This is a genomic window from Pseudomonas sp. ES3-33 (genome assembly GCF_000952175.1).
GTDB lineage: Bacteria > Pseudomonadota > Gammaproteobacteria > Pseudomonadales > Pseudomonadaceae > Aquipseudomonas > Aquipseudomonas gregormendelii.
Map to the genome: position 1 here is coordinate 47,484 of NZ_JZRI01000055.1, position 25,581 is coordinate 73,064.

At 59.6% G+C, this 25,581-nt stretch carries 22 protein-coding genes and 2 pseudogenes; 14 read left to right on the forward strand and 10 right to left on the reverse strand.

The genetic code is table 11. From position 1 onward, the window contains the following. Positions 1-39: 39 nt before the first annotated feature. Positions 40-960 (forward strand): zinc ABC transporter substrate-binding protein ZnuA, encoded by a 921-nt coding sequence (gene znuA, locus UB23_RS09590; RefSeq protein WP_045059134.1) that lies wholly within the window; start codon positions 40-42, stop codon positions 958-960. A gap of 124 nt (positions 961-1,084) precedes the next feature. Here the strand turns inward: znuA and UB23_RS09595 are convergent, their stop codons facing one another. Continuing rightward, positions 1,085-2,035, reverse strand: a complete 951-nt coding sequence (locus UB23_RS09595; protein WP_045059113.1) for a homoserine kinase — start codon at positions 2,033-2,035, stop codon at positions 1,085-1,087. Positions 2,036-2,093: 58 nt separating this feature from the next. Beyond that, entirely contained in the window at positions 2,094-2,384 is a 291-nt protein-coding gene (locus tag UB23_RS09600; protein WP_045059114.1) for a DUF2782 domain-containing protein, read from the reverse strand. A gap of 74 nt (positions 2,385-2,458) precedes the next feature. On the opposite strand from UB23_RS09600, the gene polA reads away from it, so the two are divergent. Continuing rightward, on the forward strand, positions 2,459-5,227 hold the full coding sequence (polA, locus tag UB23_RS09605) for a DNA polymerase I (RefSeq protein WP_045059115.1): 2,769 nt from the start codon (positions 2,459-2,461) through the stop codon (positions 5,225-5,227). Between the two features lie 378 nt (positions 5,228-5,605). Here the strand turns inward: polA and yihA are convergent, their stop codons facing one another. Beyond that, the gene (gene yihA / locus UB23_RS09610) at positions 5,606-6,250 is read right to left on the reverse strand and encodes a ribosome biogenesis GTP-binding protein YihA/YsxC (RefSeq protein ID WP_045059116.1); all 645 of its coding nucleotides are present in this window, start codon (positions 6,248-6,250) and stop codon (positions 5,606-5,608) included. Positions 6,251-6,441: 191 nt separating this feature from the next. Between yihA and UB23_RS09615 the strand changes: the two genes are divergently transcribed. The 7 genes from UB23_RS09615 to UB23_RS09645 all read left to right on the forward strand — a co-directional run bounded on the left by UB23_RS09615 (position 6,442) and on the right by UB23_RS09645 (position 13,695). Then, entirely contained in the window at positions 6,442-6,732 is a 291-nt protein-coding gene (locus UB23_RS09615; RefSeq protein WP_045059117.1) for a c-type cytochrome, read from the forward strand. 46 nt (positions 6,733-6,778) lie between these two features. After that, complete coding sequence (locus UB23_RS09620; RefSeq protein WP_045059118.1) at positions 6,779-7,390, forward strand: c-type cytochrome; 612 nt, start codon at positions 6,779-6,781, stop codon at positions 7,388-7,390. Between the two features lie 200 nt (positions 7,391-7,590). Continuing rightward, a complete protein-coding gene (locus UB23_RS09625) occupies positions 7,591-8,232 on the forward strand; it encodes a thiol:disulfide interchange protein DsbA/DsbL (protein WP_045059119.1) in 642 nt (213 codons plus the stop codon). A 14-nt stretch (positions 8,233-8,246) separates the two neighbouring features. After that, complete coding sequence (locus UB23_RS09630) at positions 8,247-9,110, forward strand: endonuclease/exonuclease/phosphatase family protein (protein ID WP_045059120.1); 864 nt, start codon at positions 8,247-8,249, stop codon at positions 9,108-9,110. A gap of 12 nt (positions 9,111-9,122) precedes the next feature. Further along, positions 9,123-11,123, forward strand: coding sequence for a GGDEF domain-containing protein (locus tag UB23_RS09635; protein WP_045059121.1), 2,001 nt, complete (start codon positions 9,123-9,125; stop codon positions 11,121-11,123). 102 nt (positions 11,124-11,225) lie between these two features. After that, on the forward strand, positions 11,226-12,005 hold the full coding sequence (locus tag UB23_RS09640) for an N-acetylmuramoyl-L-alanine amidase (RefSeq protein WP_045059122.1): 780 nt from the start codon (positions 11,226-11,228) through the stop codon (positions 12,003-12,005). A 76-nt stretch (positions 12,006-12,081) separates the two neighbouring features. Beyond that, positions 12,082-13,695, forward strand: coding sequence for an EAL domain-containing protein (locus tag UB23_RS09645; RefSeq protein ID WP_045059123.1), 1,614 nt, complete (start codon positions 12,082-12,084; stop codon positions 13,693-13,695). A 7-nt stretch (positions 13,696-13,702) separates the two neighbouring features. Here UB23_RS09645 and UB23_RS09650 read toward each other — a convergent pair whose 3' ends face one another. After that, positions 13,703-15,493 (reverse strand): KinB sensor domain-containing domain, encoded by a 1,791-nt coding sequence (locus UB23_RS09650; protein WP_045059124.1) that lies wholly within the window; start codon positions 15,491-15,493, stop codon positions 13,703-13,705. A 10-nt stretch (positions 15,494-15,503) separates the two neighbouring features. Beyond that, a complete protein-coding gene (gene algB / locus UB23_RS09655; protein ID WP_045059125.1) occupies positions 15,504-16,850 on the reverse strand; it encodes a sigma-54-dependent response regulator transcription factor AlgB in 1,347 nt (448 codons plus the stop codon). Between the two features lie 433 nt (positions 16,851-17,283). Between algB and UB23_RS09660 the strand changes: the two genes are divergently transcribed. The 5 genes from UB23_RS09660 (at position 17,284) to UB23_RS09680 (ending at position 21,820) form a co-directional block, all read left to right on the forward strand. Beyond that, on the forward strand, positions 17,284-17,571 hold the full coding sequence (locus UB23_RS09660; protein WP_045059126.1) for a hypothetical protein: 288 nt from the start codon (positions 17,284-17,286) through the stop codon (positions 17,569-17,571). Between the two features lie 82 nt (positions 17,572-17,653). Continuing rightward, a complete protein-coding gene (locus UB23_RS28425) occupies positions 17,654-17,818 on the forward strand; it encodes a DUF1328 domain-containing protein (protein WP_003177151.1) in 165 nt (54 codons plus the stop codon). A gap of 2 nt (positions 17,819-17,820) precedes the next feature. Next, the gene (locus UB23_RS09670) at positions 17,821-18,285 is read left to right on the forward strand and encodes an inhibitor of vertebrate lysozyme family protein (protein ID WP_045059127.1); all 465 of its coding nucleotides are present in this window, start codon (positions 17,821-17,823) and stop codon (positions 18,283-18,285) included. Positions 18,286-18,998: 713 nt separating this feature from the next. Beyond that, positions 18,999-20,330: a glutamate/aspartate:proton symporter GltP gene (gene gltP, locus UB23_RS09675; protein WP_045059128.1), complete on the forward strand. Its 1,332-nt coding sequence runs from the start codon at positions 18,999-19,001 to the stop codon at positions 20,328-20,330. A gap of 260 nt (positions 20,331-20,590) precedes the next feature. Then, a complete protein-coding gene (locus UB23_RS09680; RefSeq protein WP_045059129.1) occupies positions 20,591-21,820 on the forward strand; it encodes a nucleoside recognition domain-containing protein in 1,230 nt (409 codons plus the stop codon). 124 nt (positions 21,821-21,944) lie between these two features. Here UB23_RS09680 and UB23_RS09685 read toward each other — a convergent pair whose 3' ends face one another. The 5 genes and pseudogenes from UB23_RS09685 to UB23_RS09705 form a co-directional block, all read right to left on the reverse strand. Continuing rightward, positions 21,945-22,571, reverse strand: a complete 627-nt coding sequence (locus UB23_RS09685) for an ABC-type transport auxiliary lipoprotein family protein (protein ID WP_045059130.1) — start codon at positions 22,569-22,571, stop codon at positions 21,945-21,947. After that, positions 22,568-23,236, reverse strand: a pseudogene (locus UB23_RS09690) (MlaD family protein); the annotation flags it as partial. The pseudogene UB23_RS09690 and the gene UB23_RS09685, both read right to left, overlap by 4 nt. A 164-nt stretch (positions 23,237-23,400) precedes the next feature. Further along, positions 23,401-24,653 (reverse strand): annotated as a pseudogene (locus UB23_RS30225) (HD-GYP domain-containing protein). 117 nt (positions 24,654-24,770) lie between these two features. Further along, positions 24,771-25,151 (reverse strand): hypothetical protein, encoded by a 381-nt coding sequence (locus UB23_RS09700; RefSeq protein ID WP_001054412.1) that lies wholly within the window; start codon positions 25,149-25,151, stop codon positions 24,771-24,773. Beyond that, the gene (locus UB23_RS09705) at positions 25,148-25,474 is read right to left on the reverse strand and encodes a hypothetical protein (RefSeq protein WP_000091614.1); all 327 of its coding nucleotides are present in this window, start codon (positions 25,472-25,474) and stop codon (positions 25,148-25,150) included. Before UB23_RS09705 ends, UB23_RS09700 begins: the two co-directional genes overlap by 4 nt. Between the last annotated feature and the right edge of the window lie 107 nt (positions 25,475-25,581).

The window sequence follows — 25,581 nt, forward strand, 5'->3', positions numbered from 1 at the left end:
TTATTATGTTACCCCTTCTCGCCTCTTCGAGTGGTCATTGTGTCCCGACTTTTTTCTTTCTTTGTTACATTTCTCGCCAGTTCGATCATGATGGCCAGTGCCCATGCCGAGGTGCGGGTGTTGACCAGCATCAAGCCTCTGCAACTGATCGCTGCGGCCGTCCAGGACGGCGTGGCGATTCCGGAAGTACTGCTGCCGCCTGGCGCTTCTGCGCACAATTATGCCCTGCGCCCATCCGATGTACGAAAGGTGCAGGCCGTCGATCTCGTCTACTGGATCGGCCCCGATATGGAAGGCTTCCTGCCTCGCGTGCTGAAAGGTCGCACGCTGCCAAGCGTCGCCGTGCAGGACCTGCCGGGTCTGAAATTGCGCCATTTTGCCCAAGACAGTCATTCCCATGCCGAGGAAGCGGACGAGCATGATCATGATCATCGTCCGGGCAGCCTGGATGCGCATTTGTGGTTGTCCCCGGTCAACGCCCGGGTAATCGCCACGAAAATGGCCGCCGACCTCAGCGCTGCGGACCCCGCCAACGCTGCGCGTTACGAGAGCAACCTCAAGGCCTTCGATGAGCGCCTGGACGCACTGGACCTGCGTTTGAAAAAGCGCCTGGCAGCCATCGCCGACAAACCGTACTTCGTGTTCCACGAGGCCTTCGACTACTTCGAGGACGCTTACGGCCTCAAGCACGCGGGTGTGTTCAGCGTTGCCGCCGAAGTGCAACCGGGTGCCCAGCACGTTGCCGCCATGCGCACGCGACTGCAGGAAGTCGGCAAGACCTGCGTGTTCAGCGAACCTCCATTACGCCCGCGCCTGGCGGAAACCCTGGTGGCTGGCCTCCCGGTGAAACTGGCAGAGCTGGATGCGCTGGGCGGATACACGCCAGCGACCGCCCAGGGGTATGAGCAGGTGCTGGAGAAGTTGGCCAATGATCTGGCGGGGTGCCTGGAGTCACTGTAAGCAACACCACCCCCTGTAGGAGCGAGCTTGCTCGCGAAGAAATCTGCAGCAATGTGGGGTGCCAGGCACCCCGCGTTATCGTAGAAGACCCTCGCGAGCAAGCTCGCTCCTACACGTAATGGGGTTACAGGGCAAACGGCAGCGGTGTACTCACCTTCTGCCGCTGCGCCAGCCGACGCTGGAACTCCATCGGATCGTGAATCAACACATCCTGGCCGGCAAACGACTCGGCGGCGATCAACCGCGACAGCCAGAACCGCACGCACGCCACTCGCAGCATGGTCGGCCACAACTCAGCCTCCGCCGCGGTGAAGGGACGCAAGCCTGCATAAGCCCCCAATAGCGCCCGGGCCCGCGGCCCATCAATGACTCCGTCTTCGTCCGAACACCAGTCATTCAAGGCGATCGCGACGTCGTACAGCATCGGCCCGGAACAGGCGTTGTAGAAGTCGATCAATCCGGTCAGGTGCGTGCCTTCGAACATCGCGTTATCGCGAAACAGGTCGGCGTGGATATTCGCCCTGGGCAGCGCCAGAATTTTCGTCTTCTGCCGGTTGATTTCGTCCAGCGCGCGCTGCAGCAACTCGTTCTGCTCGGCATCCAGGTGCGAAAGAAACTGCGTGCCCTCCTCCAGCATCCAGTCCAGGCCGCGATCGGTCTTGCGCTTGATCATATTGGCCTGGGTGGCCAGGTGAAGGTGGCCGAGCAGCTCACCGACCTGAGCGCAATGCTGCGCGTTGGCCTCCTTGATGTGCTTGCCCGCCAGGCGCGGCTGCAACAATGCAGGTTTGCCGGCCAGTTCACGCAGGGCCACGCCATCGGTGGTGCGCAAGGCATAGGGCACTGGCAGGTCGGCAGCGTGCAGCACGTCCAGCAGTTCAATGAAGAACGGCATTTCCTGCACCGGCCCACGCTCAACCAGGGTCAGGACGAACTCGCCCTGCTCCAGGCTGATGAAGAAATTGGTATTTTCGCTACCGGCGGCGATCCCCTGGAAATCAAGCAGGCGGCCGAGCCCGTACGGGGCGAGAAAGGTTTCCAGCTCGGGCCGAGCCAGGGGGGTGAACACAGACATGTTTTAACTGCCAGTACGGGCGCCGCCGGGTCAGCCAGCGCCAATTGAAATTAAGAAACTACTTCCACTCGAAGATCTTCCACGACGGAATCAGCATATCTGGCTGATCCGAGCGGATGAAGTTTGCATCGGTCCCGTCTGCGCGCACCAGGAAATACGGCGGCGCTCCCTTCGGCGTGACCTTGATCGCATACAGGAAGCCGTTTTGACGGTATTCCTGAATGACCTTGTCGCCTTCCGTGCGAATGGTGACATCCGGGTCCGAGGATGGCGCATCGTCCGCTGCCATGACGGCCAACGGTGTAATTGCAAACAAGCCAGCCAGCAACAGGCGATTTAGTGTGCGCATGATAACCTTGTCCCTTTGTCGTCAACGGTCCCGCTATTCTAGCGCCGGACCCGCCGAAAAGGTTGATCCTGCTCATGAGCCAAGCCCCCCTCGTCCTGGTGGACGGTTCTTCTTACCTGTACCGCGCCTTTCACGCGCTGCCGCCGCTGACTACTTCCAAAGGCCTGCCCACCGGCGCGGTCAAAGGCGTGCTGAACATGCTCAAGAGTCTGCGCAAGCAGTACCCGGACAGCCCCTTCGCTGTGGTGTTCGACGCCAAGGGCGGGACGTTCCGCGATGAGATGTTTGCCGAATACAAAGCCAACCGCCCAAGTATGCCCGACGACATGCGCGTGCAAATCGAACCGCTGCACCAGAGCGTGAAGGCTTTGGGCTTCCCGTTGCTGTGCGTCGAAGGCGTCGAGGCCGATGACGTGATTGGCACGCTGGCCCGCAGCAGTGCGGCGGCCGACCGTCCGGTGGTGATCTCTACCGGTGACAAGGACATGGCACAACTGGTCGACGGCCACATTACCTTGGTCAACACCATGACCGGTAGCGCGCTGGACGTAGAGGGCGTGAAGGAGAAATTCGGCGTCGCTCCCGAGCAGATCATTGATTACCTGGCATTGATGGGCGACTCCTCCGACAACATTCCAGGCGTGCCGGGCATTGGACCCAAAACCGCATCCGGGCTGCTGGTCGGCGTGAATGGCGGATTGACCGAGTTGTATGCGCAGCTCGACATCGTTCCGACCTTGCCGATTCGCGGCGCCAAGACCCTGCCGGCCAAGCTTGAAGAGCACAAGGAAATGGCATTCCTCTCCTATCGCCTGGCCACGATCAAGATCGACGTCCCTCTCGACATCGGGCTCGACGACCTGCAAATGGGCCAGCCGGACCACGACAAACTCGCCGAGCTGTACACGCTGCTCGAATTCAAGAGCTGGTTTGAAGACAACCAGCGTGAGGCCAAGCGCTCGGGCCAGGAGATTGTCGAAATTGCCCAGGAACAGCCGGGCGCCGTCGAGGCTCAATACGAAACCATCCTTGACCAGGCACGCTTCGAAGCCTGGCTGGACAAGCTCAACAAGGCTCCGTTGATTGCGTTTGTTACTGAAACCAATGGCGGCGATGCCCAGCACTCGCAACTGGTGGGCCTGTCCTTCTCCGTTGCCGCAAATGAAGCAGCCTACATTCCCCTGACCCACTCCTACATGGGCGTCCCGGAACAGCTGGATCGCGACAGTGTTTTACTGGCGTTGAAGCCGCTGCTGGAAAATCCGCACAAGCTCAAGGTCGGCCAGCACGCCAAGTTCGAAACCAACATCCTGGCCAACTGCGCTATTGGTGGCGATCAGAGCAACGGGATCACGGTTCGGGGCATTGCCTACGACACCATGCTCGAATCCTATGTACTGGACTCGACGGCAACGCGCCATGACATGGACAGCCTGGCGCTGAAGTACCTGGGCCAGAGCAAGACTGACATTCAGGAGATCGCAGGCAAAGGCGTCAAACAGCTGACTTTTGACCAGATCTCCCTGGAACTTGCCGGCCCCTACGCCGCCGAAGACGCCGATGTGGTCTTGCGTCTGCACCTCGCCCTGCAGGAAAAACTCGCAGCGACACCGAGCCTGTGCAAGGTCCTGGACGAAATCGAAATGCCGCTGATGCCGGTGCTGGCGCGCATCGAGCGTCAGGGCGCGCTGGTGGACGCCAATCTGCTGGGCATCCAGAGCGTTGAGCTCGGCGAAAAACTCGTCGCCCTTGAGCGCGAGGCGTTTGCCATCGCCGGCGAGGAATTCAACCTGGGCTCACCCAAGCAATTGGGGGTGATTCTTTACGAAAAACTGGGTCTGCCAGTCCTCAGCAAAACCGCCAAGGGTCAGGCCTCCACAGCCGAAGCGGTACTGGCCGAGCTGGCCGAACAGGATTATCCGCTGCCCAAGGTGCTGATGCAGTACCGCTCGCTGAGCAAACTGAAAAGCACCTATACCGATCGGCTGCCAGAGCAAATCAATGCGCGTACCGGCCGCATCCACACGTCCTATCAGCAGGCCGTGGCGGCCACCGGACGCCTGTCGTCGATCGACCCGAACCTGCAGAACATCCCGATTCGCACCGCAGAAGGCCGGCGAATTCGCCAGGCGTTCGTTGCGCCGAAGGGCTACAAGCTGCTGGCGGCGGACTATTCGCAAATTGAACTGCGGATCATGGCCCACCTGGCCAAGGATGAAGGACTGTTGCATGCCTTCCGCAATGATCTGGACGTGCACAGGGCCACCGCCGCCGAAGTGTTTGGCGTCGAGTTGGCCGATGTCACCACCGACCAGCGCCGCAGCGCCAAAGCGATCAACTTCGGCCTGATCTACGGGATGAGTGCGTTTGGCCTGGCCAAACAGATCGGCGTAGATCGCAAGCAGTCCCAGGCGTACATCGACCGTTATTTCGCGCGCTACCCGGGCGTACTGCAATACATGGAGCGCACCCGCGCCCAGGCAGCCGAGCAAGGTTATGTCGAGACCATCTTCGGCCGCCGCCTGTACCTGCCGGACATCAACGCGAAGAACCCGGCCCTGCGCAAAGGCGCTGAACGCACAGCGATCAACGCCCCCATGCAGGGCACTGCGGCGGATATCATCAAAAAAGCCATGGTGGCGGTGGATAACTGGCTGACCGCGTCAGGCCTGGATGCCAAAGTCATCCTGCAGGTGCACGATGAACTGGTGCTGGAGGTGCGTGAGGATCTCGTGGACCAGGTGCGCGAAGAAATCCGCACTCACATGAGTAATGCCGCAAAACTGGACGTGCCGCTGCTGGTCGAAGTCGGTGTGGGTAATAACTGGGATGAAGCTCACTGAGCCCCAATTCATCCCATACTGCAGGGGCGAGATCGCTCGCGAAAAACTTGAGGGCGTCGAGGATGATCTGGCGCCCCGCAGAATCGCTAGACCATCGCCCGGAGCAAGTTCTCTACAGGAACCGCACCGCGGCAATTAGTCGCGGCCTCGCGGGTTAGACCGTAATGTTCTTGGGGTTATTCCAAACGCATTCGAAAATAATCTGAACTAAAGCGCCAAATCACCACTCAGAGTTACTGAATGGCTGGTGAAGCCCTTCGATGCTCCTATGTTGTGTTAAGTGTTGGCAGATATCTGGACCCCGCCCTAGCGGTCCAGAACTTGAACCCCGGAACTTCCCCCTCCCCATAGAAGTCCGGGGTTTTTTTTGCCCGCGATTTATTGCTCGGCCGTTTGCGCACCCTTGTCTGCCAGTTCCATCCAGCCCGCCAGTACAGTGTAGGCGTCTTCCAGGCCCAGGCGCTTTGGCGCCGAAAATAGCTGGATCGAGATCGCGTCGCCCCAGCCTTTACGGATGTCCGACTGCACTTTGAGCAGAACGTTTTTCGCCGCGCCGTAGGTCAGTTTGTCGGCCTTGGTCAGCAGGATGTGCATCGGCATGCCGCTGGCGACAGCCCAGTCGAGCATCAACAGATCGAAATCGGTCATTGGATGACGGATGTCCATCATCAGGATCAGACCTTTCAAACTCTCGCGACCACCCAAATACGCTTCCAGGTGACGCTGCCAGTGCAGCTTCAGCGGGATGGGTACTTTTGCATAACCGTAGCCCGGCAGGTCGACCAGACGGCGATCATCGTCTAGCTTGAAGAAGTTCAAGAGTTGCGTGCGACCGGGCGTTTTCGAGGTCCGCGCCAGGCTGGCATGCGTCAGGGTGTTCAACGCGCTGGATTTACCGGCGTTGGAACGGCCGGCAAAAGCCACTTCGAAGCCTTCGTCGTCGGGACATTGATCGACTTTGGCAGCGCTGAGCATGAAGGTGGACTGTTGGCACAGGCCGAGGATGGGGTTCTTGAGTTGCATGGGATTTCCGATGTGGGCGGCGCCGGGAATGGACGCGGCGAGCAGTGTCGTTTCCGTTTCAGTGACGCCAGTATATAATGCCGCAGATTTTGTGTGCGCTTTGTCCCAGCGTAGGATGAAGAACACGAGAGCGATAGACCTTGATTGCGCATCAGAACGCAGCACGCTCTCAACCCTGAAAAGGTCGTTTTATGACGAAATGGCTGCTAGCTGCCGGTATCTTGATGCCGCTTTACAGCGCTCAGGCTACACAGGATCCGGAAGCTGTGTACAACCGTGTTTGTGGTGCCTGTCATTCCGGCCAGCTACCCATGGCGCCCAGAAAGGGCGATCAGGCAGCTTGGACGCCGAGGTTGGCGAAAGGTATGGAGACGCTGGTGCAACACGTGACCCAGGGTTTCAAGGCGATGCCGCCGCGTGGTTTGTGCATGGACTGCAGTGCCGAGGATTACCAAGCCATCATCCAGTGGATGAGCGAGTGATCCCGGTCCATAACTCTTTAACCCTTAGCCGTAGTTGGATTAGCTGATGAACAAATTGATCGTGAGTCTGCTGTTGACCGTGGGGATCTCCGGCATTGCCCATGCTGCAGGTGATGCGACTGCTGGTCAGGCGAAAGCCGCAGTATGTGGCGCCTGTCATGGCCCGGATGGCAACAGCATGGCGCCTAACTTTCCGAAACTGGCAGGCCAGGGCGAACGTTATCTGAACAAGCAGTTGCACGACATCAAGTCCGGCAAGCGTGTCGTACTGGAAATGACCGGCCTGCTGACCAACCTGAGCGATCAGGACCTGGCTGATATTTCCGCCTACTTTGCCAGCCAGAAAGGCAGCGTTGGCGCCGCCGACCCGAAAGTGGTGTCTCGCGGTGAAGCCTTGTTCCGTGGTGGAGACCTGGCCAAGGGCCTGCCTGCCTGCACCGGTTGCCACTCGCCTAACGGCGCCGGCAACGCTGCTGCCGGCTTCCCGCACCTGGGTGGCCAGCACGCTCAATACATTGCCAAGCAACTGACCGACTTCCGCAAGGAAGAAGGCGGCCGCACCAACGACGGCGACACCAAGACCATGCAGACCATTGCCAAACGCCTGAGCGATGAAGATATCGCCGCGGTGTCGAGCTACATTCAGGGCCTGCACTAAGGCCGGCTGATGGAGCATCACGGGGGACGGACATCTCCTGCAATGTTAACGCTCCATTAATCCGTCGCAGCAAGTATAAAAAGGGTGGCTCTGGCCGCCCTTTTTTGTGGCCGCTGCCGTTACACTACAGAACTCAAGCCCGCCATGACCTGTCTCAATACAGGTCGCGCGAGGCGACCAAAATTGTCCAGGAGTAAAGCATGCGTAATCTGATCATCAGCGCCGCTCTCGTCGCTGCCAGCCTGTTCGGCATGACTGCACAGGCAGCCGAAGCACCTGCCGCCCCCTATGTCGAACTGAGCAACCCGGTTCAGGTCGCCGTGCCCGGCAAGATCGAGGTGGTAGAGCTGTTCTGGTATGGCTGCCCGCATTGCTACAAATTCGAGCCAGTGATCAACCCTTGGGTTGAAAAATTGCCATCCGATGTGAACTTCAAGCGCATCCCGGCGATGTTCGGCGGCCCTTGGGACGCCCACGGCCAAATGTTCCTGACCCTGGAATCGATGGGTGTCGAGCATAAGGTTCATGCCGCCGTGTTCAAGGCGATTCAGGAAGAACACAAGAAACTGGTAACTCCGGAAGAAATGGCCGAGTTCCTGGCAACACAAGGTGTCGACAAGGATAAATTCCTCGCTACTTTCAACTCCTTCGCCATCAAGGGCCAGGTCACTCAGGCTCGCGAACTCGCCAAGAAGTACGAGATTACTGGCGTGCCAACCATGGTCGTCAATGGCAAGTACCGTTTTGACATCGGCTCTGCCGGCGGCGCCGAACAAGCACTGCAACTGGCCGATAAGCTGGTCGAACAAGAGCGAGCGGCTAACAAGGCTGCTGCCAACTAAGCGCGGGGCCTGCCATGCGCCGCTGGGGAACTGAACGAGTGGTTGGCCTGCATGATCCGCGGGTCAACGAACATCACCTGGAATCGACCGGGTTGCCCGCTGACAGCCGTCTGCGGCTACTCAGTTTTAATATCCAGGTGGGCATCAGTACCGAGCGTTATCGGCACTACCTGACCCGGGGGTGGCAGCATTTGCTGCCCCACACCGGGCGCGCCACCAATCTGCAAAAGATCGGCGACCTGCTGGGTGACTTCGATCTGGTCGCCTTGCAGGAAGCCGATGGTGGCAGCATCCGGTCGGGCTACGTCAACCAGGTCGAACACCTGGCCCAGCTCGGGGCCTTCCCCTACTGGTACCAACAGCTCAATCGCAATCTCGGTCGCCTCGGCCAGCACAGTAATGGCGTGCTCAGCCGCCTGCGCCCCTGGGCGATTGAAGATCATCCGCTGCCGGGGCCCAAGGGTCGCGGGGCAATTCTGGTGCGTTTCGGCGAAGGCCCGGAGGCCCTCGTCGTGGTGATGATGCACCTGGCGCTCGGGGCGCGGACGCGTAGCCTGCAACTGGCCTACATCCGCGAACTGATTGGCGGGTACAAGCACCAGGTGTTGATGGGCGACATGAACACCCACGCCAGCGACCTGCTGCAGAATTCGCCGCTGCGCGATCTCGGCCTGCTCGCCCCGCAGCTGGAAGCGACCTTCCCCAGCTGGCGTCCACAACGCTGCCTGGACCATATTTTGCTGAGCCCGACCCTGACCCTTGAAAAGGTCGAGGTCCTGGCACAACCCATTTCCGATCACCTGCCGGTCGCGGTAGAGATTCGTCTGCCGGGTTCGCTCACGGCTGATGCATTCCCCGCATTGAGTCCTGCCCCCTAGCGGATCCCATGAATGAGCGACGAAGCCCAGCGCTGGAAAGAGAAATACCTTCAGAGCATCGAACATCAGGAAAAACTCGAACGGCGCTGGGAGGCCCGGCTCGATTTGCTGCGCCGTGGACTGGTGCGCAGCACGCTGGCGGCCGAGGGCACTGATCGGACGGTCGATGAATGCATGAAGGAAATGCGCGATGTGGTGCGTACCGATGACATGGACGCCGGCCTCGCCGCATTGTTGCCGCGCCTGGAAAAAGCGGTGCTCGATTCCGAGCAACGCCGCGAGACCCGGGTCAATCAAATCAGCGCCGCACTGACGGCACTGGTCGCCCAGTTGCAAACACTGCCGCTGCCGCGAGAAGTGAGTCGCCCCCTCAAGCAGTTTGCCAAGCAACTGGATGCACGGGTTGGCCAGGCTCGGGAGATGCCGCTGCTGCTTAGCGAGTTGAGCGGGCTGCAGGGTAAAGCGCTAAGTCGGCTTGAAAGCCCAGAGGAATCGGGACGACCAAGCCTGTTGCAACGCCTTTTTGGCAACCGTGAAGCGGAGGACACCGCTCCCGCGCAGGTGCCAGCAGCGATGGCGCCAGTACGCGCACCGGTGATTGAGGCGCCCGCTGCCGAGCCCCCCCCGCAACCACCTGCAGCTACTGAACAGCAACCCCCGCTGGCTACAGTGCCAGTGCCAGTGCCAGTAGCGGCACCGGCACCGGCACCGGCACCAAATGCTGCACAGCCAGCGCCAGCGGCGCCGCCGCCGCCGCCGCCGCCGCCGCAAGAGCCTGGGCAACCTGAGCAACCGGAGCAACCGGAGCAACCCGCAGTTGCCACCGAAGCGTCTGCGCCGACCAGCGCTGAAACGCCCACCGTCGAAGACGTGCCCACGCCTCCAGACACGCTCGACACTCCGGTCGCCGAGGCGCAACCTCCCGAGCAAGACACGCTCTACGCGCTTCCGGACTCGCCAGAGCCCACCTACAGCTCGGTGGCCAGGCACATTGAAGACACGTTACTGGGCCTGCTTGACGACCTGACACTGCCCGAACGTCATCGTCCGCAAGCCGAGGCCATGCGCCTGCGCCTGCAAAATGGTTTGAACTGGTATGAGCTGATCCCGATCCTCGACGACCTGGCCACCTTGATGCTGGCGATCACCGGTAGCGGCCAGCATGAATTCGAAACCTACCTGCAGCAGCTCAACGAACGCCTGGAGGCTTTCCAGAGCAACCTGAGGGCGGCCAGCGACGGGCATGCCGACAACCGGTCTGCTGCGCGCGAGATGGACTCGCAAATCCGCGAACAGGTCGATGGCTTGCAGAGCAGCATGCAGGACGCCGCAGACCTGGACGGGCTCAAGCATGCCCTGGAGAACCATCTGGAGGGCCTGCTGGGCACCCTGGACCATTTCCAGAAACAGCGTGACGAGCGTGAACAGGAAGTGGCGAGTCGCCTGCAAGGCCTGGCTGATCGGGTGGCCCACATGGAACACGAAGCCCTGGGCTTTCGCGAACACCTTGAAGAACAGCGCCAGAAAGCCCTGATCGATCCGCTGACCGGCCTGCCCAACCGCGCTGCCTGGAACGAGCGCCTAGATGAGGAAATCAGCCAATGGCACCAACAGGGAAACAGCCTGTTGTTGGCCATGCTCGACCTCGACCATTTCAAGCGGATCAACGACAACTACGGCCACCTGGCGGGCGACAAGGTCCTGAAGATCATTGCCACCGTCCTGCGCAAGCGCTTGCGCGGCTCGGACTTCATTGCCCGATTCGGCGGCGAAGAATTTGTCCTGCTGATGCCCGCGACCTTACCGGCGACAGGTGCCAGTCTTCTCGAAAAATTGCGCGCAGCCATCGAAGGCTGCCCTTTTCACTTCAAGGGTGAACCGGTAACGGTGACCCTCTCGATGGGCATGACCGCCTTCCGGCCTGGCGAGCACAGTGACGCGGCATTAAAAAGAGCCGACCAGGCGCTCTATCGGGCCAAACATGCGGGGCGCAACCGCATCGAATTGGGGTAAGGCCAATTGTTCCATTTTGTTTAAATCAGCGCTTTGGCCTTCGACCCGCCCGGCATTACGTTACACTGTTGCATTATCATCCTACGTGTATCGTCACTCGCCATGAAATATTTCGCCCTTCTTGTGTCGCTCGTCCTGCTGGCAGGTTGCGCCAGTGGCCCGCGCATCGACACCAGTCATCCCTCAGCCAACCACGACAGCCGCATCCAGTTCGTGGTCGTGCACTACACCTCGGCGTCGCTTGAGCGCTCGCTGCAACTGCTGACCCACGGCGAAGTCAGCAGTCATTACCTGATCGGCGATGACAACAAGGCGACCATCTACAAGTTGATGGATGAAGGCCTGCGCGCCTGGCACGCCGGCGAGAGCGAATGGCAAACCCGTACCTGGCTGAACTCCAGCTCAATCGGCATTGAAATCGTCAATCCGGGCTTCAAGGACACGCCGACCGGCCGCCTGTGGTATCCCTACAGCGACGCCCAGATCCAGTCCCTGGTCTTCCTGCTCAAGGACATCAGCAAGCGCTACGGTATCAATCCTCACAACATCATCGGGCACAGTGACATTGCTCCGGGACGCAAACTCGACCCGGGCCCGCTGTTCCCGTGGAAGCGCCTGGCGGAGCAAGGGTTGGGCGTGTGGCCGAACGAACAAGCCGTGGCACGCCAGCAAGCGCAGTTCAATGTGCAGCTGCCGAGTATCAGCTGGTTCCAGGGGCAACTGGCGCGCCTAGGTTATGCCACACCGCAAACCGGTGAACTGGATGTTTCCACTCGTCACGTGTTGTCGGCGTTCCAGATGCATTTCCGGCCCACCCGGTTCGACGGCACGCCGGATGCGCAGACTGCGGCACTGCTACAAGTCTTGAATCAGACAAAATAATGACGCCCGCCCGACGGTCGGGCGTTTTACTCAACCAGCAGCTATAACTCATTGGTAATTCTTCGGATGTTACTGGATGCGACCTGGCCGAGAGACACTACGTAGCTGGTTCTATCGCCCATGGTTTTTGGCGACGCTGGCGGCTGTCTTCAGTGCAACGTTATTGCTGACAGGCAGTTTATTCGTCGCCGTCCACCACATTGATAAAAACGAAAGCGAAGAGATGAATGCCCAGGGCGAACGCTTTCTTGCACGCCTGGAGCAGTTGTTCGGCCAATTGCGAGAAAGCCTCGACGACCTTGAAGCCCAGCCTTTGCGCACCTGCGACGATGAAATGATCGCCACCTTGCAGCAGGTGACATTCAACTATCGCTTCGTTTACGAAGCCGCCTACATGGACTCCTCGCGCATCTGCTCCAACCGGCCTCGCCAGGAAGGCCTGTCGTTGAGCCGCGCCCCGGACATCAAGGGGCCCACATACAGCTACTGGCTGAACACCACCACCGAACCGGACGAAAATCGCGCGGCGCTGATGCTGGGGCGCGGCAATTTTCGGGTCGCCACTTCGCGTGGGCATTTGACCGACATGGTCGACCTGACGCCAGGTAGCAGCCTGCTCGTGGTGCTCGACCATGGCAAACGCGCCATACCCGTCCTCGGTGCTGAGCAGGCCTGGCCGCCGCTGGAAGTCTGGTCGCCAAAAAGCCGCGATGCCTTGCAGATTACCCAAACACACCTGATCTACCGCATGCCCACCAATAACCCCGCCTATCAGTTGGTGCTGATATCACCGCGCACGGGAATCCACGTGCCGCCGGTCTGGTGGTGGCTGGTCCCCGCCAGCCTGGTCTTGGGTGGTTTTGTCGGATTTCTGGTCTTCCTGCTGGTGCGGCAGCGCCAGTCGATGGATGCCGAGCTCAGCGGCGCCATCCGCCGGGGCGAACTGCAAGTGTTGTATCAACCGATTTTCGACCTCGACAGCCGCAACTGCGTCGGCGCCGAAGCCTTGCTTCGATGGCGCCGACCGGACGGCACGCTCACCAGCCCCGACCTGTTCATCCCCATGGCTGAGAATACCGGCCAGATCCGCCAAATGACTGATTTTGTCCTGCAACGATTATTGGAGCAGTTGGGCCAACTGCTGCGCGCCAACCCCCAGCTGTACATCTCGGTCAATCTCGCGGCATGCGATGTGATGGTGCCGCGCGTTGGCCAGGTCATGGCCCGCTTGCTGACCTTGCACCGGGTCGCCGCCAAGCAGATTGCCTTTGAAGTGACCGAGCGCGGATTGATCGACGTAGTCGTCGCCCGGGAAAACCTGCAAGCCTTGCGGGACGTCGGGCACCAGGTGCTGATTGACGACTTCGGCACTGGCTATTGCAGCCTCGCCTATCTGCAAACGCTGCCAGTGGACTGCCTGAAGATCGACAAGGCGTTTATCGACGCCCTGGGACATGACGCTGCCAGCAGCGGCGTGGCGCCGCACATCATCCACATGGCCCAGGCCCTGCAACTCAAGGTGATTGCCGAAGGCATCGAACATGAAGCCCAGGCCGCCTTCCTGAGCAGCGAAGGAGTGAAGTTCGGTCAGGGTTGGCTATTCGCTCGAGCATTGAGCGCAGTGCAGTTCATCGAACTGATTACCCGTGGCCGACGCCTGGCAGGCCGTCGCCTGGACGACGAGGCCTGACCACGCTTCAGACCGCCAGGGCCATGTAGAACTGCGTGCCCTGCCCCGGTCGCGAGTAAACCCCCATTCGCCCGCCGTGCAGTTGCACGATCTCCTTGCACAGCGCCAGGCCGAGGCCCGCGCCGCCTTTCTTGCGACCGACCTGCACGAAAGGCTCGAAAATCCGCCCCTGCTGGCCGTAGGCAATGCCTTCGCCGTTATCCTCTACGCTGATGATCACACGTTCGCCGTGGCGTCTTGCCTGCAGGCGAATCTGCCCGCCCGGGGAGGTGTGGCGCAGCGCATTATCAATAAGGTTATCCAGTACACGATCCAGCTGCGCCTGGTCGGCCTGCAGCCGGGGCAACGGTTCCTGCACTTCCACCACCAGATCGATATTGCTCGCCAGGGCGGTCCCGCAGAAACGCACCCGGGCCTGTTCCAGCAAATCTTCGATGGAGCACGGCGCCAACGTGAGCTTCTGCAGACCGTTCTGGTAACGAGAAAAATTCAACAGATCGTTGATCAACTGCATCAGCCGCTGCATCTCTTCGTTTACCGTATCCAGCAGATCGGCTTCACGAGAATCCTCCGGGAATTTGGCCCTTTCCCGGAACAGGCCGAACGCCATATGCATGCCGGTGACCGGTGTGCGCAACTCATGGGAAGCCCGCAGCACGAACTCGCTGCGCACCCGTTCGAATGCACGCTGTTCGGTCACGTCGTGCAGCACCATCACCGCGCCGAGGATATGCCCCTGGGTGTGGCTCACAGGCGTCAAGCTGTAGGTGAGCAACCGCGATTCGCCGTCGACCTCAATGCTCAGGTCTTCGGGAGCCCGCTCCAGGGTGCCGCCGCGCAACACCAGCTGCAGCTGCCCATCGAGCTCCGGACGTTCGAGGGCCGAACCCAACCCCTGCCCCAAGCGGTCCGAGTCCCAGCCCAGCTGCCGTTGGGCCACTGGGTTCAAATGCTCCAGGTGTCCTTCGCGGTCAATCATCAACAAGCCGTCATCGATGCTATCGAGCACCGCTTGCAGGCGCTGTTGGCCGGCGAGCAATTCGTCAACATTGGTTGCCTGATGCTCGCGCAGGGCCTCGGCCATGATGCCAAACCGCTTGGTCAGCAGATTCATCTCCGCAGCTGACGATATAGGCAGGGTGACTTCAAAATTGCCCTGGCCAATATTGTCAGCCGCCTGGGCCAGCGCCTCGATCGGAGCACCAAAACGCCGGGCAATGGCATGGGCAGTGACAAAGCCGATAATCAGCACCGCGAGGCCAACCAGCCCGATCAGACCGGCAACCAACAAGGCACGGTCTCGCGCTGAGCGTTCAGTTGCATAGATGGCATCCAGGGCGCGCTTGTGCTCGGAAAGCAGACCATTGCGCAGTTTGTTGAATTTTTCCGTGAGCTCTTCGTTTCCGCTCAACACATGGGAGGGGCTACGCGTATCCGCGTAGGCCTGCAAAAAATCCTGGTAGTCAGCCTTGGCCTGCTTGAAACCGTACTTGAAGCCGTCACTCACCTGTTCGTTGGCAATGCCTTCGTCGAGCAACTGCAGGTAGTGATCCCTGGATTTATCGAAAGCCGCGCGGTCAGGGTTCTCGCTGAGCATGACGACCAACTGGTCACCCAGGGTCTGGCGCAGCTTCAGCCCCAGATCCAGGGTGGCGAAATTGTTGCGAACCAGCGACTGCTGGGAACTGGCCATCTGCATCACGCTGACCAACCCGAGCAACAGCCCAAGCAGCGCGACGGTGATCAGCGCGGAAATGCTCAGAAAGAGCCGGGTGCGCAACTTCATCGCCAGTTTCATCGGGGATGACTCACAGGTTGTACTGCTTGCGTTTGCGATACAACGTCGAGGCGTCGATACCCAAGGTCTTGGCAGCCTGGTCCAGCGTGTCGGCAGTGGCCAGGACCGCGCCGATGTGAGCCTTTTCCAGCTCGTCCAGACTCAGTGCCGCGCCAATACGCGGCGCGTTGTTCACCGGCGTTTCCGCCATGCCCAGGTGGCTGATCTCGACTCGTTCCTGCGGGCAAATGATGCTCGCACGCTCCACTACGTTACGCAGTTCGCGGATGTTACCCGGCCAGCGATACCCGAGTAACGCCTCGCGGGCCTCCTCGCTGAAACCCCGCGCCGGTCGCGCATACTCCTTGACGAAGCGGGCCAGGAAGCGATCAGCCAGATTCAGGATATCTTCACGCCGCTCGCGCAAAGGCGGCAGATGCAACGTGATGACGTTCAACCGATAAAGCAGGTCTTCGCGAAAACGCCCATCGCGCACCATGTCTTCGAGGTTGAGGTTGGTCGCCGCCAGAATCCGCACATCGGCACGGCGAGTGACCGGGTCGCCGACTCGCTCATATTCCTTGTCCTGAATAAAACGCAGCAACTTTGGTTGTAACGTGAGGGGAAAATCGCCGATCTCATCAAGAAACAAAGTTCCGCCATCCGCCTGGTTGACTCGACCCAAGGTGCTTTCGCTGGCGCCGGTAAAAGCACCCCGACTGTGACCGAACAGTTCGCTCTCCATCAACTCGGCGGTCAGCGAAGGACAGTTAATAGTGACGCAAGATTTTTTCGCGCGCTTGCTCCAGCCGTGAATGGCATGGGACAACTCGCCCTTACCCGTCCCTGACTCGCCGAGAATAAGGATGTTGGCGTCGGTACCGGCGACTTGGCGGGCAGTTTCCAGCACCACTTTCATGGCCGGGCTATGGGAGTCCAGGCCGTCCTTGGGCTTGCGCACTTCACCTTCCAGCGCTTCAAGACGCGCCGACAGTTGCCGCACTTCCAATTGCTTGGCCGTGGCCAGACGCAACTGGTCGGGGCTGCACGGCTTGACCAGATAATCGGCAGCACCGGCCTGGATGGCATCTACAGCCGTATCCACAGCCGAATGAGCGGTGACTATGACGACACGCATCCATGGCGCCTGAATGCGCATCTGTGCGAGTACGTCGAGGCCGTTGTCTTCTCCCAGGCGCAAATCCAGAAAGCACAGGTCAAACACCTGGCGTTGCAACAAGGCATCTGCCTGGGCAGCGCTGTTGGCAGTGGCGACACTGTAGCCTTCGTCTTCAAGGCAATAACGGAAAGTTCGCAGGATGGCGGATTCGTCGTCCACCAGCAGAATGCGGCCTTGATGCTCAGTGGCTGACTCCATTTTCCTACGCTCCATAAAGAATGATCTTAGGTTAGTCCCGGAAAAATCGGGCAAGTTGCATGGTCAATTCTGTGCCTTTTCATCAAGGGAAGGGTAGCTATCTACCGCCTCGTCAGACAAAGGCTTGATTTAACAGGATTTTTTGTGAAATACGGTGTTTAGGGCAATTGCCCACGTCCATTTCTGACATCCGCGCCCTCCTCTCAATTCAAAAAGAATGAAAGTTCCTACGGCATTATCGTGCATTACGCACGACCGTAGAGAGCCCATCGTGCAGGATGCGTTCAATGTGATTTTCAACAATCTTTTAAGTCATTGTTTTTAAACACTTTTTTCTTATGAAAAAGCTGGCATGCAGGCTGCAATACTCTGGGTAATCAGGGCAAAAGATCGCCCACAACAAGATCACCACCGAAGTGGGAGGAGTTTCCGGATGAATCGCCAACGTGCCGCCCAATTGCGCATCTCGCCCCTGCACATCCAGCAAGGTCTGTTCGCTGTACTTGCGCTTTTGATCACATTGATTGGCGGCCAGCAATTCCAGCGTTGGGAGCAGAGCCAGCAGCAGGAAGCGCCGCATCTGTCATTCAAATATCCGACTCAAACCCACTTCAGTGCCGCCAGCAGTCAAGCGGCAGATAGCACCCCCCTGCGGATGATGGACGTCGACCAGGCACAGCCTGCGAATGAGATGCCTCGTCAGGAGCGCTGGGTGTTCTGATCACCAGACTTGGCGCGCTGCTTGCGCCGGGAAAAGCACCACAAAGCATCACCTCTAAAATAGAAGCGTAAGGAGAATCACCATGTTGAGCTGGGCAATCACATTCTTGATCATTGCCATCATTGCCGCCGTACTGGGCTTCGGTGGTATCGCGGGCACCGCCACGGGTATCGCCAAGATTCTCTTTGTCGTGTTCCTGGTGATGTTCATTGCGTCGTTCTTCTTTGGCCGTCGTGGTCGAGGCTGAACATGAACGTCTCGTTGAAGACACTGGCAGCCGCCCTGCTACTGGGCGGCAGTGCCATGGCGATGGCGGCCAATGATGGCCAGACGCGGGTCAACGAGCTGTTGAATTCCGATCCGCAGTATCGCGAAACCTGGCAAGGCGTGGTGAAGAAGGAAGAACGCCTGCCGGAATGGGTGATGAACCTGTCCGGAGACGCCGAGCAAATGAATGCAGTGGAAGAGGATGGCGACAAGTACCTTGTAGGACCGCTATGCGAATCGCAGGCGACCTGTCTGAACAAGCGTCTGATCGTTGCTGTCAGCTTCGACAAGGATGACGCCTACGGGATGCTGGTTGAAGTGCCAGCCGGTCTGCCGGCTGACAAGTCGCCGACGCGACATGCTACTTACCGGTTCCTCGGCAAGCCCGATGAGGGCATGCAGAACCTGTTGATGGAACAACTGAAAAAAGATCCAAAGTGGTACTGAGTTTGAAATAGAAAGAGGCCGCCAGGCGTCTTTCCGCTGCACTGCCCGATGACGGCAGGCGCATGACCAGGGGGCCGGGACGCTCTGCCTGTTTCAGGGGCGCAGTGACCTACGGGTACAGGGAGTACCTGCGCAAGGGCCGGGTCAGGAAAAAAGCTGCGACGCAGGTTCGCGATATTCAATGTCGACGAACCTGCGAAGAGCTTATGCAATCGAGGCATTCGGTTAGCACTCAATCCTCGTTTGCACCTTCCTCTCTACAATTCGAATCAATTTCACCGGAAAAATACATTTCCCGGTGTTTCCTGGCGACCGTACATCGAGAAAAATAACCTGATTTTTCAAGGCTATTTGACTTTCTGATCAGCGAATTTTGCGCCAAAAATCCCTTTCTACGATTGATCAAAAAACACTCAATACCCGCTGTAATGGCCGGTTCACGGCACTTTTGCCTGCCGAAATGTCGTATTCGAACCGGTTGGGACGCCAGTTTCGATTAAAAAAGCTCATGCCGATTCGGCATAGGGTAGGCGTTTACGGCATTAGACGTCGCTGCCTTGCATCGGAATAGTTGCGCCTTTTTTCGCCTGCCAGAGAGCTACCAACAAGCGCTCCGGGGCACCTTATACGGAGGCCGATGCACAAGACTTTTTCGCCATGAGCGTTCCTGTTCCGCGCATCTGCCTGAGTCAAACGCAAGTAAGGGTAAAGATATGAAGAAGGCAAAGCTTAGCCTCGCCTGGCAGATCCTCATCGGTCTGGTATTGGGGATTGCAATCGGTGCGCTGCTCAACCATTTCGGTGCCGAAAAAGCCTGGTGGATCAGTAACGTTCTGCAACCGGCAGGCGATATCTTTATCCGTCTGATCAAGATGATCGTGATTCCGATCGTAATCTCTTCGTTGATCGTCGGCATTGCAGGCGTCGGTGACGCGAAAAAGCTCGGCAGCATCGGCCTCAAGACCATCCTCTACTTCGAAGTGGTCACCACGATCGCCATCGTCGTCGGGCTGGTACTGGCCAACCTGTTCCACCCGGGCTCCGGCATCGACATGAGCACCCTGGGCACTGTGGATATCTCCAAGTACCAGGCCACAGCTGCCGAGGTCCAGCATGAACACGCGTTCATCGAGACCATTCTCAACCTGATCCCGTCGAATATCTTCGCGGCCATTGCTCGCGGCGAGATGCTCCCGATCATTTTCTTCTCGGTATTGTTCGGCCTCGGTCTGTCGAGCCTGAAACCGGAATTGCGCGATCCGCTGGTCACCCTGTTCCAGGGCGTGTCGGAAAGCATGTTCAAGGTCACCCACATGATCATGAACTATGCCCCGATCGGCGTGTTCGCCCTGATCGCGGTGACCGTGGCCAACTTCGGCTTCGCGTCCCTGCTGCCACTGGCCAAACTGGTGCTGCTGGTTTACTTCGCTATTGCCTTCTTCGCCTTCATGGTGCTGGGCCTGATTGCTCGCCTGTTCGGCTTCTCGGTGATCAAGCTGATGCGCATCTTCAAGGATGAGCTGGTACTGGCCTACTCCACCGCCAGCTCCGAAACCGTGCTGCCGCGGGTTATCGAGAAAATGGAAGCCTACGGCGCGCCGAAAGCCATCTGCAGCTTCGTGGTACCGACCGGCTACTCCTTCAACCTCGACGGCTCGACGCTGTATCAGAGCATCGCGGCAATCTTCATTGCCCAGCTGTACGGCATTGACTTGTCGATCAGCCAGCAACTGCTGCTGGTGTTGACCCTGATGGTAACCTCCAAAGGCATCGCCGGCGTGCCGGGCGTGTCCTTCGTGGTGCTGCTGGCGACCCTGGGCAGCGTGGGTATTCCATTGGAAGGCCTGGCGTTCATCGCCGGTGTCGACCGCATCATGGACATGGCCCGTACCGCACTGAACGTGATCGGCAACGCTTTGGCGGTCCTGGTCATCTCCCGCTGGGAAGGCATGTACGACGATGCCAAGGGCCAACGCTACTGGAACTCGTTGCCGCACTGGCGCAGCAAGGAAAAACTGCCGGCAGGCGAAATTTCCAAAAACTGACGCACGCTGGTCTGCCCCCAAAATGTTGAACATTCATCATGACTTTTGGGGTGCAGATCACTCTGTAGGAGCTGCCGAAGGCTGCGATCTTTTGATTTTTTTTAAAAGCCAGATCAAAAGATCGCAGCCTTCGGCAGCTCCTACAGTAGGTTGAGGCCATCCATGTAAATAGGCCGCCAGACAAACCCCGGAGAAATCCGGGGTTTGTCGTTTCTGGCTACCCCGCTATCATTCGCCGCATTCTTTGGGGGATTTGACTGATGCTTAATGGCCTGTGGCTTGGCTTCTTCATCGTGGCCGCCGTATCGGCGCTGGCGCAGTGGTTGATTGGCGGCAACGCCGGGATCTTTGCCGCGATGGTGGAGAGCATTTTCGCCATGGCCAAGTTGTCGGTCGAGGTCATGGTCCTGTTGTTTGGCACCCTCACCCTTTGGCTGGGCTTTCTGCGGATCGCCGAAAAAGCCGGCATCGTCGACTGGTTGGCAAAAGCGTTGGGGCCGCTGTTCCTGCGGCTGATGCCGGAAGTCCCGGCGGGTCACCCGGCGATCGGCCTGATCACCCTCAACTTCGCCGCCAACGGCCTGGGCCTGGACAACGCTGCCACACCAATCGGCTTGAAAGCCATGAAGGCACTGCAGGAGCTCAACCCCAGCCCGACCATTGCCAGCAACGCGCAAATCCTCTTCCTGGTGCTCAATGCCTCTTCGCTGACGCTGCTGCCGGTGACGATCTTCATGTACCGGGCGCAGCAAGGTGCGCCGGATCCAACCCTGGTGTTCCTGCCGATCCTGCTGGCCACCAGCTGTTCGACTCTGGTTGGGTTGCTATCCGTGGCATTCATGCAACGCCTGCGTCTGTGGGATCCGGTGGTGCTTGCCTACATGATCCCCGGTGCCCTGGCACTCGGCGGCTTCATGGCACTGCTGGCGACGCTGTCAGCCACCGCATTGGCCGGCCTGTCTTCCATTCTCGGCAACCTGACGCTGTTTGGCCTGATCATGCTGTTCCTGGTGATTGGCGCGCTACGCAAAGTTAAGGTCTATGAAGCGTTCGTCGAAGGTGCGAAGGAAGGCTTCGATGTAGCGAAGAATCTGTTGCCGTACCTGGTGGCGATGCTCTGCGCGGTCGGCGTGTTGCGGGCCTCGGGCGCGCTGGATTTTGGCCTGGATGGCATTCGGCACCTTGTGGAGTGGGCGGGTTGGGACACGCGGTTCGTTGACGCGCTACCGACAGCGATGGTCAAACCCTTCTCCGGCAGCGCCGCCCGCGCCATGTTGATCGAGACCATGAAAACGTCTGGGGTCGACAGCTTCCCGGCGTTGGTGGCGGCGACGATACAGGGCAGCACTGAAACCACGTTTTATGTGTTGGCGGTGTACTTCGGCGCGGTAGGAATTCAGCGTGCGCGGCATGCTGTTGGCTGCGCTTTATTGGCGGAGTTCGCCGGAGTAGCCTGCGCAATCGGCGTTTGCTACTGGTTCTTCGGCTAACAAGGGCCCCTTGTAGGAGCGAGCTCGCGATGGTCGTGAGCGATAACGCTGGCAACCTGACACCCAGCGGCCCCCTCAAGCGCTTCGCGATCTAGCTCGCGCCTGGAGAGGGAATGTGCCGGATTTATGGGCGCGGCAGCGGGGCTGCTTTTTGGCCTTGCGCCACCGCCCAATCCACCACCTGCGCCGTCAACTGATCGCTCGCCAGGCCAAACCCGGCCACCACGGCCGGCACCTGCACGTCGGTCAGCGGCTGGCGCACTTCAAAGCGGCGACTGGCGAGAATCCGCTGGTCATACCCGCGCACCAACAACGCATCCAGACGCACCACCACGGTAGCCGCCGTACCCTGATACTCGGTCTGGAACGCCTGCAAATTGCCACCGAGCTCCAGGTCCGCCTGGAAGTTGCTGTCGTCAGTGCTTAGCAGCGTTACCCGGCCGTCACGCTGAAAGCCATCCAGCAGGCGATTGCGCAGCAACACGGGGGCAGGGTCACTCCAGCGCGAGGCTTTGTAACTGCTGATCAGGTCGCCCTGGGGAATGACGGCGATGTTCGGGCTGTTCAGTGCCTGACTTGCTTGGGGTTTGGCCAGACGCAACGACCACGGCTGAACGGCGTCGTGCCTGACCGGAGCAGCGCCTTGAGGCGATGGCAGTCGGTACACATCCGACGGATCCGACTTGGGCAGGATCGAGCAGGCACTGATCAGCGCAAAACCGGTGAAGAGCAGGGCGCGGGTCAGCTTCATGGGGTGAATTCCTTGTTCTTGTCGTTGCCCAGCAGATATCCGCTGGGATTGGCTTCCAGGCGCTGGGAGATGGCGCGCAACGAGGTCAGCGTATCGCGCAGTTCTCGCACAGCGGGTGCGAGCCCGTTAAGACCCTGCATGCCATTGTTGAGCGAGTCCTGGTTGCTGGACAGCAGCTTATTGATGGTGGCGCTGCTTTGTTCCAGCGACTTCATGGCTTGCTCGGCGCTGCCGAACATCTGCTTGCCCTGATCATTGAGCAGGCCGTTGGCATTGCGCATCAGCGCAGAGGTCTGTTCCAGCATGGCGCCCGCCTGCTTGCCCACTGATGCCAGCTGTTGCATGGCCTGGCGGATATCGCCGCGCTGGTCCGCGATGGTGCCCGTCGTCTGCTCCAGGTGCTCCAGGGTCTTGCTGATGCGCTCGACGTTTTCCGTGGAGAACATCAGGTTGGCGTTGTGCATCAGCGTGTTGACGCCCGCCATCAGGTCGTTGCTGTCGTTCAGCAGGCGAGCGATGGGCGAGGGCGACGCCACGATCACCGGCAGCTTGCCGTCCTTGCCCTTGAGCGTCGGGCTCTGGGGCGTGCCGCCGCTCAGCTGAATGATCGACGTGCCGGTAATCCCGGTCAGCGCCAGCTTCGCCTGGGTGTCTTCCTTGATGGGGATGTAAGCCGGAACCCCAGAAATTTCCGTCACCCTAGTTGGGTGGGCTCAACACTCGTGTCACCAGCTACCTTCTGGAGAATCGAGCTCGGCCATCCCTCCCTGGACGGGCATCGCTCGACGATGTTCAACGGCTCCCTCACGGGGCCGTCGTTTTGTGGGGGCTATTCCATCCACAAGTCGTCGAGGTTCTTGAAGTTCCAGAGCGTCGGGTCTTCGGGGCCAGTGATACTGTCCTTGCAACTCGTGGCCGCCAGGTCGATGGTCTGCATCGGGATCGGCTCTCTCGAGCGTAGCGAGAAGAACACGCGAACCTTGGGAGTCAGCAGTGATTCCATTCCCGGCTCAACGACAACGGCCAGACGCTGAGAGGACAGGCGAACCAAGGAGCCGACGGGGTAGATGCCCACGGCCTTGACGAAGGCGTGGAAGATGCGTTTGTCGAAATGGCCCTCCCACTTGGCCATCTGCCGCATCGCCGCGGACGGGTCCCACGGCTTTTTGTAGGCTCGCTCCGACGTCACGGCATCATAGACGTCGCAGATTGCGCCCATGCGGGCCAGGAGTGAAATGGCGTCACCGGCCAAGCGATCCGGGTAGCCGGTTCCGTCGATCTTCTCGTGATGGTGCAGGGCAATGTCCACCACCCCGGGCTCGGCCCCGCCTGCGCGCAGCATCTTTGCGCCCTCCACAGGGTGGCGCTTCATGATGGCGAACTCGGCATCGGTGAGCTTGCCTGGTTTGTTAAGCACTTCCAGCGGCATCGCGGCCTTGCCTAGGTCGTGCATCAGTCCGCCGATGCCAGCCAGGCGCGTTTGCTCCTCGTCTAGATCGAGATGCCGGGCCAGCGATAGCATCAGGGCGCAGACGGCAACCGAGTGCAGGTAGGTGTAATCGTCGTGCGTTTTGATGCGTGCGACGCTGATGAGGGCATGAGGTTGGCGCAGCACCGAGGCAGCGATTTCTCCGACCAGCGGCAACGTCGTGCTTGGGTCGACGGCCTTGCCAAGCCGGGCTTCCTGGAACATGTCCATGACTTGGGACTTGGCCGCAAGACAGAGTTTCCGTGCATAACACATTTCGCTCTCCATTGAGGTTGCGCCGTCACTTTTCTTGCTTAGTGGACTAGACGGCAGAGATTGCTCCTCCGACAATTCTCTGGGCTCTGGGCTCTGGGCTCTGGGCTCTGGGCTCTGGGCTCTGGGCTCTCTGGGCTCTCTGGGCTCTCTGGGTCGACTTGGCTTTTGGCCAAGTCGACCCAGACCTCCCCGACGCCACATTCTCGAATGGCAGAGAGATCCTGAGGCTCGGTCAGCAGGAAGCTGCCGCGCCAGAATGGGTGTCGAACCCAAGAGCCGGCGAGCTTGTGGATGTACATGCCGAGACGAAGCTCGGATACGGGAATGCGTTTTACCAACTTATTTTCCTTTCTGAGTTGGGTGGTTAGGCGTGCGCCGAGGCTGGCACCCAGCGGTAGAGCGGAGGTAAGGTCACGCCAAGATTCTTGGATCAGCCGGAACCGCCGAAATTTCCGTCAGCCGATCAACATGGCTTTGTCTCGCGCTCGGTCGATGCGTTCCTGCATCGCCTGCATGACTTCTTCGTGGGTGTACGACTTGGCGTTGGGGTCGTCGGCCTCTCGGAGAGCTTCCTCGACCTCGCGGGTCATCCGCGCATATTCTTCCGGCCACAGCGCTTGCTCCATGCGCAGCGACGCCTGCCCAAGCAGGTGCAGCAGGCCGAACAGCCGCATGTCATTGGTGGCGACGACGTGCTCTCGAATCCGCTCCTGGATCACCTCGCAGGCCCGATGCGCCTCTGGCGTCGCCGTGCCCTCGTAGCCGGCTGGGAGTTCTGCTTCTTCAGCGATTCGCGCCCAAGCGATAGCCAGCGCCTCGATGGTGGACAGGTTCATTTGCTCATCCACTTGCGCAGCAGACGCTTTTTCAGGGAGGCGCGCTCTTGCGGATTGCGTCCCTTGTGGTTGGCAATGCGATCCGCCGTGGCGGCCTGGCGCTTGATGGGCCAGTAGGAGCGGCCATCCTTACCCATCGACCAGACGTTGCTGACCTGGTTTTCCAGTAGAGGCAGATGGGCGCATAGAGCTTCCGGCGACGCGCTGGCCAGCGCGGTGCGCTCGTGGGTTCGCCAGCGCTGATGCCAGAGTTTCTTGTCCTCGCGCTCGCTACGGCAGGTCGTGTGCCCAACGATGGGCGTTTTGCGGCGGCTGCGGCTCATGATGTGGTTGTCTCCAAGAACATTCAGGACAGGCTTTCTGGGTAGAGCGCCGTCAACCGGGACAGGGTTTCTTGCACTTGTTCCAGCGAGGTCATCAGATGATCAAC

Coding starts and splice junctions, on each gene's coding strand:
- UB23_RS09640 (WP_045059122.1), top strand. CDS start 11,226: ATGAAATATTTCGCCCTTCTTGTGTCGCTCGTCCTGCTGGCAGGTTGC.
- UB23_RS09660 (WP_045059126.1), top strand. CDS start 17,284: ATGAATCGCCAACGTGCCGCCCAATTGCGCATCTCGCCCCTGCACATC.
- UB23_RS09700 (WP_001054412.1), bottom strand. CDS start 25,151: ATGAACCTGTCCACCATCGAGGCGCTGGCTATCGCTTGGGCGCGAATC.
- algB (WP_045059125.1), bottom strand. CDS start 16,850: ATGGAGTCAGCCACTGAGCATCAAGGCCGCATTCTGCTGGTGGACGAC.
- UB23_RS09620 (WP_045059118.1), top strand. CDS start 6,779: ATGAACAAATTGATCGTGAGTCTGCTGTTGACCGTGGGGATCTCCGGC.
- UB23_RS09595 (WP_045059113.1), bottom strand. CDS start 2,035: ATGTCTGTGTTCACCCCCCTGGCTCGGCCCGAGCTGGAAACCTTTCTC.
- UB23_RS28425 (WP_003177151.1), top strand. CDS start 17,654: ATGTTGAGCTGGGCAATCACATTCTTGATCATTGCCATCATTGCCGCC.
- UB23_RS09615 (WP_045059117.1), top strand. CDS start 6,442: ATGACGAAATGGCTGCTAGCTGCCGGTATCTTGATGCCGCTTTACAGC.
- polA (WP_045059115.1), top strand. CDS start 2,459: ATGAGCCAAGCCCCCCTCGTCCTGGTGGACGGTTCTTCTTACCTGTAC.
- UB23_RS09670 (WP_045059127.1), top strand. CDS start 17,821: ATGAACGTCTCGTTGAAGACACTGGCAGCCGCCCTGCTACTGGGCGGC.
- UB23_RS09680 (WP_045059129.1), top strand. CDS start 20,591: ATGCTTAATGGCCTGTGGCTTGGCTTCTTCATCGTGGCCGCCGTATCG.
- UB23_RS09625 (WP_045059119.1), top strand. CDS start 7,591: ATGCGTAATCTGATCATCAGCGCCGCTCTCGTCGCTGCCAGCCTGTTC.
- UB23_RS09685 (WP_045059130.1), bottom strand. CDS start 22,571: ATGAAGCTGACCCGCGCCCTGCTCTTCACCGGTTTTGCGCTGATCAGT.
- UB23_RS09635 (WP_045059121.1), top strand. CDS start 9,123: ATGAGCGACGAAGCCCAGCGCTGGAAAGAGAAATACCTTCAGAGCATC.
- UB23_RS09705 (WP_000091614.1), bottom strand. CDS start 25,474: ATGAGCCGCAGCCGCCGCAAAACGCCCATCGTTGGGCACACGACCTGC.
- gltP (WP_045059128.1), top strand. CDS start 18,999: ATGAAGAAGGCAAAGCTTAGCCTCGCCTGGCAGATCCTCATCGGTCTG.
- UB23_RS09600 (WP_045059114.1), bottom strand. CDS start 2,384: ATGCGCACACTAAATCGCCTGTTGCTGGCTGGCTTGTTTGCAATTACA.
- UB23_RS09650 (WP_045059124.1), bottom strand. CDS start 15,493: ATGAAACTGGCGATGAAGTTGCGCACCCGGCTCTTTCTGAGCATTTCC.
- yihA (WP_045059116.1), bottom strand. CDS start 6,250: ATGCAACTCAAGAACCCCATCCTCGGCCTGTGCCAACAGTCCACCTTC.
- UB23_RS09645 (WP_045059123.1), top strand. CDS start 12,082: ATGCGACCTGGCCGAGAGACACTACGTAGCTGGTTCTATCGCCCATGG.
- UB23_RS09630 (WP_045059120.1), top strand. CDS start 8,247: ATGCGCCGCTGGGGAACTGAACGAGTGGTTGGCCTGCATGATCCGCGG.